Annotated in this window: 6 protein-coding genes; 4 read left to right on the plus strand and 2 right to left on the minus strand. The window is 65.5% G+C overall.

What is annotated here, in order from left to right; genetic code table 11:
- Positions 1 to 55 precede the first annotated feature (55 nt).
- Positions 56 to 961 (minus strand): TauD/TfdA dioxygenase family protein, encoded by a 906-nt coding sequence (locus ACTJKT_RS25705; RefSeq protein ID WP_440789054.1) that lies wholly within the window; start codon positions 959 to 961, stop codon positions 56 to 58.
- A gap of 183 nt (positions 962 to 1,144) precedes the next feature.
- Here ACTJKT_RS25705 and ACTJKT_RS25710 point away from each other — a divergent pair, with 183 nt between their 5' ends.
- Positions 1,145 to 2,065, plus strand: a complete 921-nt coding sequence (locus ACTJKT_RS25710) for a LysR family transcriptional regulator (RefSeq protein ID WP_440789055.1) — start codon at positions 1,145 to 1,147, stop codon at positions 2,063 to 2,065.
- 171 nt (positions 2,066 to 2,236) lie between these two features.
- Here ACTJKT_RS25710 and ACTJKT_RS25715 read toward each other — a convergent pair whose 3' ends face one another.
- Positions 2,237 to 3,259: an ABC transporter substrate-binding protein gene (locus ACTJKT_RS25715; RefSeq protein WP_169915731.1), complete on the minus strand. Its 1,023-nt coding sequence runs from the start codon at positions 3,257 to 3,259 to the stop codon at positions 2,237 to 2,239.
- A gap of 389 nt (positions 3,260 to 3,648) precedes the next feature.
- Here ACTJKT_RS25715 and ACTJKT_RS25720 point away from each other — a divergent pair, with 389 nt between their 5' ends.
- The 3 genes from ACTJKT_RS25720 to ACTJKT_RS25730 are packed head-to-tail and all read left to right on the plus strand — an operon-like array spanning position 3,649 to position 7,693.
- Entirely contained in the window at positions 3,649 to 5,244 is a 1,596-nt protein-coding gene (locus ACTJKT_RS25720; protein ID WP_440789056.1) for an ABC transporter permease, read from the plus strand.
- Positions 5,241 to 6,068, plus strand: a complete 828-nt coding sequence (locus ACTJKT_RS25725) for an ABC transporter ATP-binding protein (protein WP_053276942.1) — start codon at positions 5,241 to 5,243, stop codon at positions 6,066 to 6,068. Before ACTJKT_RS25720 ends, ACTJKT_RS25725 begins: the two co-directional genes overlap by 4 nt.
- Positions 6,069 to 6,082: 14 nt before the next feature.
- A complete protein-coding gene (locus ACTJKT_RS25730; protein WP_440789057.1) occupies positions 6,083 to 7,693 on the plus strand; it encodes an arylsulfatase in 1,611 nt (536 codons plus the stop codon).
- The last annotated feature ends 75 nt before the right edge of the window (positions 7,694 to 7,768 follow it).

Genomic DNA, 7,768 nt, shown 5'->3' on the forward strand with positions numbered 1-7,768 from the left:
CTTCGGCCTTATCGCAGCCTGCGGCAGCGGCTACAGAGAGCCGTGACGGCCCCGGTCACACCCCCTTGATGGTCTGGCTACGCTGCCCGTGCACACCCACCGGCACGTCGCCCTTGAGGGTCACGCGGCGCACGATGCGGTCCTGGGTGCCGTAGTCGTCGACCGCGTAATGCTGGGTCGAGCGGTTGTCCCAGATCGCCACGTCACCGGCGGTCCAGCGCCAGCGCACGGTGTTTTCCAGGCGGGTGACATGGCTTTGCAGCAGGTTGAACAGGTGCGCCGAATCGGCCTGGGTGTAGCCCTTGATGCGTTTGACGAAATGCCCGAGCACCAGGCTCTTCTCGCCGCTCACCGGGTGCACGCGCACCAGCGGGTGCTCGGTCTCGTAGACGGTGGAGGTGAACACCTTGCGATAGCGCTCCAGCTTTTCCGCCGACACGTCCGGCTTGGCCCCGGCGTAATCGTATTCGTTGCTGTGCACCGCCCAGAGCTTGTCCGCCAGCTCGCGCAGCTCCGCCGGCAGTTCGTTGTAGGCGGTGGCGGTATTGGCCCAGACCGTATCGCCACCGGAGGCCGGGGCCACCACCGAGCGCAGGATCGAGGCCTTCGGGTAGGCATCGACGAAGGTCACGTCGGTGTGCCAGGAGTTGGCGCGCTGGCCCTCGGCGCCGTCCAGTTCGAGCAGGTAACGGGTGCCGTCGCGCACCGGTACGGTGGGGTGCGCCACCGGCTCGCCGAGCAGGTGGGAGAAGGCTTCCTGGCTCTGGTCGTCGAGGTGTGCCTGGCCACGGAAGAAGATCACCTTGTAGTCCACCAGCGCCTGCTGGATGGCTTCCACCGTGGCGGCGTCCAGCTCGCCGGAGAGTTGCACGCCATGGATCTCGGCGCCGATGCGGCCGGCCACCGGGTGGATCTCAAGCGCATGAACAGCGGGTTTAACGGCTAGTGCGGCATTGCTCATCGGGTAGACCCTCGTCTGACTGCTTAGGGTTGGGCGGCAGCGAAACAACGCTCTATCTATATTCACTTTAGATCTAATAGATATTCACATGCTTCGTTGACGGAATAAGAGCTTGCATTTAAAACCTCATTCCTCACTCGTCGCAAATGCCTTCGGGCTATTTTTCGGATGCCGGGAAAGCATATGGATCTTCGCCAGTTGCGTTACTTCATCGCCCTCAACGAACACCGCAGTTTTGTCCGCGCGGCCGACGCCATGGGCATCACCCAACCGGCCTTCAGCCGCAGCATCCAGGGCCTGGAGCAGGAGTTCGGCTGCGTGCTGGTGGACCGCGGCAACAAGGATTTGCGCCCCACCCCGGAAGGCCAGGTGGTGCTGCAGCACGCCCTGAGCCTGGTGCAGGGCGCGGCCTTGCTGAGCAGCGAAGTGACGCAGATGACCAAGCTCGATGCCGGCGAACTGCGCTTTGGTTGCGGCCCGGCGCCGGCGGTGAAACTGGTGCCCGATGCGGTGGCGCAATTCACCGGCACCCACCCCAAGGTGCGCGTCTGCCTGGAGGTGGATAACTGGGAAAAACTCAGCCGCAGCCTGAGCCGCGAAGAGATCGAATTCTTCATCGCCGACATCCGCCATTTCGAGGCCGACCCGAACTTCCAGACCCAGCCCCTGACGCCCAAGCGCGGGGTGTTTTTCTGCCGCCCGGGGCACCCGCTGCTGGCCAAGGAAAGCCTGTCGACCAACGACATGTTCGACTACCCGCTGGCCACCACCCTGATCCCCCCAGGGATCCGCAAGCTGCTGGCCAATCTCAGCGGGCGCATCGACTTTTCCCCGACCATCCAGACCGAACACTTCCCGGCGCTGGTGAAGATCGTGCGTCAGTCCGACGCGATCGGCGTGGGCACCGAAGAGGCCTTCATCGAGGACATCGAACAGGGTTCCCTGGCGCTGCTGCACTGGCGCAACCTGCCGCAGAACATCGAGAGCATGAACGCCCGCTGCGGCATCGTCAGCCGCACGGGATTTCGCCTGTCGCCGGCGGCCCGCAAGATGATCGAAGTGCTGGTGGCGGTGGATCGGCAGCAGGTCAACATTGCGGTTTAACAATCCCCTGTAGCCGCTGCCGAGCCCGCGAGGCTGCGATCGGCACCGCAGGGGCCGCAAAACCAGGCACCGCGTTCCTCCCGGTAAACCGCGTGGGCAGGTTTGGCGAGGACTGCGTCCTCGATCGCAGCCTCGCGCTGCTCGGCAGCGGCTACAGGAGGGCCAGGTGGTTTAGAGGCCGGCGGCAGCCAACTGCGGCGCCACCCACTCACTGACCTTGAACGGCTTGCGGATCAGCCGCTGCTGCGCGGCCAGGTCCACCGCGTCCTGCAGTTTGCCGAGGAACACCGGGTCCAGGGTCGAGGGGAAGATTTCGCTGAAGCGCTGATCCTTGAGGTCCTGCTTCAGCACCACCGGCGGGTAGCTGGCCAGCCCCGACACCAGCTCGATATAAGCGTCCTTGTTGCTGTCCTGGGTCAGCCACTGCACGGCCTGCTGCTGGGCCTTGAGCAGCTTCTCCACCACCTCGGGATGGGCGTCGACGAACGCGCCACTGCCAACCAGCACCGCCTGCACGCTACCCGCACCGCCCAGGTCCTTGGTGTTCAGCGGCACCTCGGCCAGGCCCTTGGCCTGCAAGGCATTCAAGTTGGAACCGCCCCAGGTGGCATCGATCTGCTTCGCCGCCAGCGCCGCGACCGCCGCGTTGAAATCCAGGTTGATGATTTTCAGGTCCTTCTCGCTCAGGCCCTGGCTGGCCAGCGCGGCATCCAGCGACAACTGCGTGGCCGTGCCGCGGAACACCGCGACCCGCTTGCCCTTGAGGTCCTGCAAGGTCTTGATCCCCGACCCCGGCACCACTCCCAGGTACTGCTTGACCCCACGGGCCGTGGCGCTGAGCAGGCGAGTGTCCAGGCCGTTGGACTTGCCGATGATCGCCGCCAGGTCCCCCAGGTAGGCCAGGTCCACCTGACCGTTGGCGAAGGCCTCGTTGATCACCGGGCCGGCGCCCTTGAAGTAGTTCCACTGGATGCTGATGCCCTGGTCGGCGAAGGCCTTTTCGAAGATCTGCTGCTGGCGCAGCACGTCCGTCACCCCGCCGCCACTGTGCTGGGTACCGGCGCTGAGGTCCGGCACGGCGATACGGATCTGCTTGAGTTCATCCGCCTGGGCCAGCAGCGGAAGGCAGCCCAGCAGCCCCGCCAGGGCCGGCGCGGCGAACAGACTGAGGACGCGTTTGAAGGGAAGGTTCATAAGGTGTGGCTCCTGGCTGCGACGGGCATTGAGGAGCAGAAGGTAGGCCCAAGGCAGTCCAAGCTTTAAATACTATAAATTCACATTTTAATAACCCGTTCGAATAAATCAGCCAGGACGCGGCTCTGCGCGGCATATGCATGGACAGCATCGAAAATATTCTCCAAATGCATTGGATGCAGCGTGCCTGGAGGCCTTAAATGGCCTCTCTTATCTCCCAATAGCATCGATATAACTTTTTATATAACCAAAATACAAACCTGTAGGAGCGAGGCTTGCCCGCGATNCGCATCAGGGCCACAACCGGCCTGCGGCCTATCGCGGGCAAGCCTCGCTCCTACAGAAGCAAAAGCAAAAGAAGCAGCACAACCCGACAACGGAGATCGTCCATGGCCCGTGTTTCCCTTCTCAGCTTGCCGTTGGCCGCGCCCTCCGCTAAGCCGCTGTCCTGGCCGCGAGTCCACCGGCGGCTGTTGCCCTGGTTGCTGCCCCTGAGCCTGTTCGCCCTGTGGTGGCTGGCCAGCCGTTATGCCTGGATGAGCGAGCAGATCCTGCCGACGCCCGCATTGGTCTGGAACAGCGCGGTCGAGCTGGCCGGCGGCGAGCTGTGGAGCCATCTGGCGATCAGCCTGCAACGGCTGGCCTGGGGCCTGCTGGCGGGCATCGGCGTCGGCGCCGTGCTGGGCGCGGCACTGGGTTCCAGCCGGCGCCTGGAACGCCTGGTGTTCCCGACCTTCGCCGCCCTGGCCCAGGTCCCGACCCTGGCCTGGATCCCGCTGTTCATGGTGTTTTTCGGCATCGGCGAACTGCTCAAGCTGGTGGTCCTGGTCAAGGCCATCGTAGTGCCGGTGACCCTGCATACCCTGGTCGGCGTGCGCGACGCCCAGCCCAGATTGCGCGAAGCCGCCGCCGTGCTGCGCCTGCCGCCGCACCTGTTGATCCGCCGGCTGATACTGCCCGCCGCCCTGCCCGCCTTCATGGCCGGCGTGCGCCTGGCCCTGGCCGCCGGCTGGACCTCGTTGCTGGCGGTGGAACTGCTGGCCTCCAGCGAAGGCATCGGCTACCTGATGGTCTGGGCGCGCCAGCTGTTCATGCTGGATATCGTCTTCGTCTGCATCCTGGTGATCGGGGTGATTGGCGTGGCCATGGACCGCGGCATCGGCCTGCTGGACAAGGCGCTGGTGCACTGGCCGCACCCGGCCATCGCGCAGATCCGCCGCGGCCCGCGCTACCAGGGCTGGCAACGCCTGCAACCCTGGCTGCTACCGCTATTCCTGCTGGCGCTGTGGCAAGCGGCGAACCAGCTGGAATGGATCGACACCAACATTCTGGTGAGCCCGCTGGCGGTGCTGCAAACCACCTGGAACGGCCTGCTCGACGGCAGCCTGTCGGGCGGCCTGGGCCTGAGCCTGCGGCGCACCCTCGGCGGCCTGCTGCTGGGCGGCGGCCTGGGGTTTGCCCTGGGCCTGCTGCTGGGTCTGTCGCAGCTGAGCGAACGGATCCTGGGACCGACCCTGGCGGCGCTCCGGCAGATCGCCATTTTCGCCTGGGTGCCCTTGCTCACCGCCTGGTTCGGCCTCGGGGAGCTGGCGAAATGGGTATTTGTCGCGCTGGCCGCGTTCTTCCCGCTGTTTATCGCCACCCAGCGCAGCGTCGCCAATCTGTCGCCGCAACTGACCGAGGCCGCGCAAGTGCTGCGCCTGAACCTCTGGCAACGCCTGCGCCGCCTGGTGCTGCCGGGCGCCGCGCCAGGGATCTTCGCCGGGCTGCGCCTGAGTCTGATCTACGCCTGGCTGGGCACCATCGGCGCGGAATATTTCATGCCGTCCAACGGCGGCATCGGCAGCCAGATGATCGGCGCCCAGCAACTGCTGCGCATGGACCTGATCCTGGCCGGCATGCTCCTGGTGGGCCTCACCGGCGCCCTGCTCAACCTTGTCGGCCAACAGCTCGAAACCCGCGCCACACGCTGGAGACACGCATGAACGCACTCGTACCTTCCCCCATCGTCAGCTTCAACCAGGTGGGCAAGACCTTCGAGGTCGCCGGCGGCGAACTGGAGGCGATCCGCGAATTCAACCTGGAGATCGCCGAGGGCGAATTCGTCGCCATCGTCGGCTCCAGCGGCTGCGGCAAATCCACCCTGCTGCGCCTGCTGATCGGCCTGGATACGCAGTTTCGCGGCGAGATCCGCGTCGACGGCAAGGCCGTCAACGGTATTGGCGGCGAACGCGGCATCGTGTTCCAGGAACACCGCCTGTTCCCCTGGCTGACGGTCGAGGAAAACATCGGCCTGGGCCTAGTCAACGAAGCCCTGAGCACCACTGAACGGCAAACCCGCATCGCCGATTTCATCGAGCTGGTGGGCCTCACCGATTTCACCCGCGCCTACCCGCACCAGCTGTCCGGCGGCATGGCGCAACGGGTGGCCATCGCCCGCGGCCTGGTGGCCAGCCCGCGCATCCTGCTGCTGGACGAACCCTTCGGCGCCCTCGACGCGCTGACCCGCCAGCAGATGCAGGACGAGCTGCTGGCGATCCGCGAACGGGCCAGGATCACCACGGTGCTGGTCACCCATGACGTCGAGGAAGCGATTTTCCTCGCCGATCGCGTGGTGGTGATGGAGCCGCGCCCCGGCCGGATCAAGCGGGTGGTGGACATCGCCCTGCCCCATCCGCGCCAGCGCAGCAGTTTCGACTTCCACCAGCTGCGCGAAGAACTGCTCCACGAACTGACCAGCGACGATCACTACCAGGTGCCTTTGCCCGCCCAGATCCGTGACCTGCCACTGGCCTTTATTGCTTGCTGATGAGGAGTGAATAGATGCCGCAACGTCCCAACTTCCTGGTGATCCTCGCCGACGATCTGGGCTTTTCCGATCTTGGTGCCTTCGGCGGCGAAATCGCCACGCCGAACCTCGATGCCCTGGCCTTCAATGGCCTGCGCCTGACCGACTTCCACACCGCCCCCACCTGCTCTCCGACCCGCTCCATGCTGCTCACCGGCACCGACCACCATATCGCCGGCATCGGCACCATGGCCGAGGCCCTGACCCCGGAACTGATCGGCAAGCCGGGCTACGAGGGCCACCTCAACGACCGCGTGGTGGCCCTGCCCGAGCTGCTGCGCGACGCCGGCTACCAGACCCTGATGAGCGGCAAATGGCACCTGGGCCTGACCGCCGAACTGGCGCCCCATGCCCGGGGTTTCGAGCGTTCGTTCTCGCTGCTGCCCGGCGCCGCCAACCACTACGGTTTCGAGCCGACCTACGACGAAAACACCCCGGGCCTGCTCAAATCCACCCCGGCGCTGTACATCGAGGACGACCGCTTCATCGACGAGTTGCCCAAGGACTTCTATTCCTCCGACGCCTTCGGCGACAAGCTGCTGCAGTACCTCAAGGAACGCGACCAGACCCGGCCGTTCTTCGCCTACCTGCCGTTTTCCGCGCCGCACTGGCCGTTGCAGGCCCCCGAGGAAGTGGTCGCCAAGTACCGTGGCCGTTATGACGCCGGCCCCGAGGTGCTGCGCCTGGAGCGCCTGGAAAAGCTCAAGCGACTGGGGCTGATCGAAGCCGATGTGGAACCGCACCCGCTGCTGGGCCTGAGCGCCGAATGGGCGGCCTTGAGCGAGCAACAGCGGCAGGTTTCCGCGCGGGCCATGGAGGTCTACGCGGCGATGGTCGAGCGCATGGACTGGAACATCGGCCGGGTGGTGGACTACCTGCGCAAGCAGGGCCAGCTGGACAACACCTTTATCCTGTTCATGTCCGACAATGGTGCCGAAGGCGCACTGCTGGAGGCCTTCCCCAAGTTCGGCCCGCAGCTTTTGACCTACCTCAACCAGCACTACGACAACAGCCTGGACAACATCGGCCGCGCCAACTCCTACGTCTGGTACGGCCCGGCCTGGGCGCAGACCGCCACCGCCCCCTCGCGCCTCTTCAAGGCCTTCACCACCGAAGGCGGCATTCGCGTGCCGGCGCTGGTGCATTACCCGCAGCTGTCGCTCAAGGGCCGGATCAGCCATGGCTTCGGCACGGTGATGGACATCACCCCGACCATTCTCGACCTGGCCGGGGTGCGCCATCCGGGCAAACGCTGGCGCGGTCGGGACGTAGCGCCGCTGCGGGGCAAATCGTGGCTGGGCTTCCTGTCCGGCGAGACTGCGCAGGTGCATGACGAACACACGGTCACCGGCTGGGAACTGTTCGGCCGCCGGGCGATTCGCCAGGGCCAGTGGAAAGCGCTGTACATCCCCGGCCCCGTGGGCCCGGCAACCTGGCAGTTGTACGACCTGAGCCAGGACCCGGGGGAGATCCACGACCTGGCGCAGAGCGAGCCGGACAAGCTCAATGCGCTGATCGGCCATTGGCAGCAATACGTGGAAGAAACCGGGGTGATCCTCAGCGCCTCGCCGTTCCAGCCGGATTGATCTGTAGCCGCTGCCGAAGGCTGCGATCGGCCGGAACGGCCGTGGCGATCTTGAAATCGCCAGAGGTCCTGCGGA

Origin of the sequence: Pseudomonas sp. 22526 (genome assembly GCF_052044735.1) — a bacterium.
Taxonomy (GTDB): Bacteria; Pseudomonadota; Gammaproteobacteria; order Pseudomonadales; family Pseudomonadaceae; genus Aquipseudomonas; species Aquipseudomonas piscium.

What these genes read in the sequence shown, in the direction of transcription:
- ACTJKT_RS25730 (WP_440789057.1), top strand. Translation starts at nt 6,083, where the DNA reads ATGCCGCAACGTCCCAACTTCCTGGTGATCCTCGCCGACGATCTGGGC.
- ACTJKT_RS25710 (WP_440789055.1), top strand. Translation starts at nt 1,145, where the DNA reads ATGGATCTTCGCCAGTTGCGTTACTTCATCGCCCTCAACGAACACCGC.
- ACTJKT_RS25715 (WP_169915731.1), bottom strand. Translation starts at nt 3,259, where the DNA reads ATGAACCTTCCCTTCAAACGCGTCCTCAGTCTGTTCGCCGCGCCGGCC.
- ACTJKT_RS25725 (WP_053276942.1), top strand. Translation starts at nt 5,241, where the DNA reads ATGAACGCACTCGTACCTTCCCCCATCGTCAGCTTCAACCAGGTGGGC.
- ACTJKT_RS25705 (WP_440789054.1), bottom strand. Translation starts at nt 961, where the DNA reads ATGAGCAATGCCGCACTAGCCGTTAAACCCGCTGTTCATGCGCTTGAG.
- ACTJKT_RS25720 (WP_440789056.1), top strand. Translation starts at nt 3,649, where the DNA reads ATGGCCCGTGTTTCCCTTCTCAGCTTGCCGTTGGCCGCGCCCTCCGCT.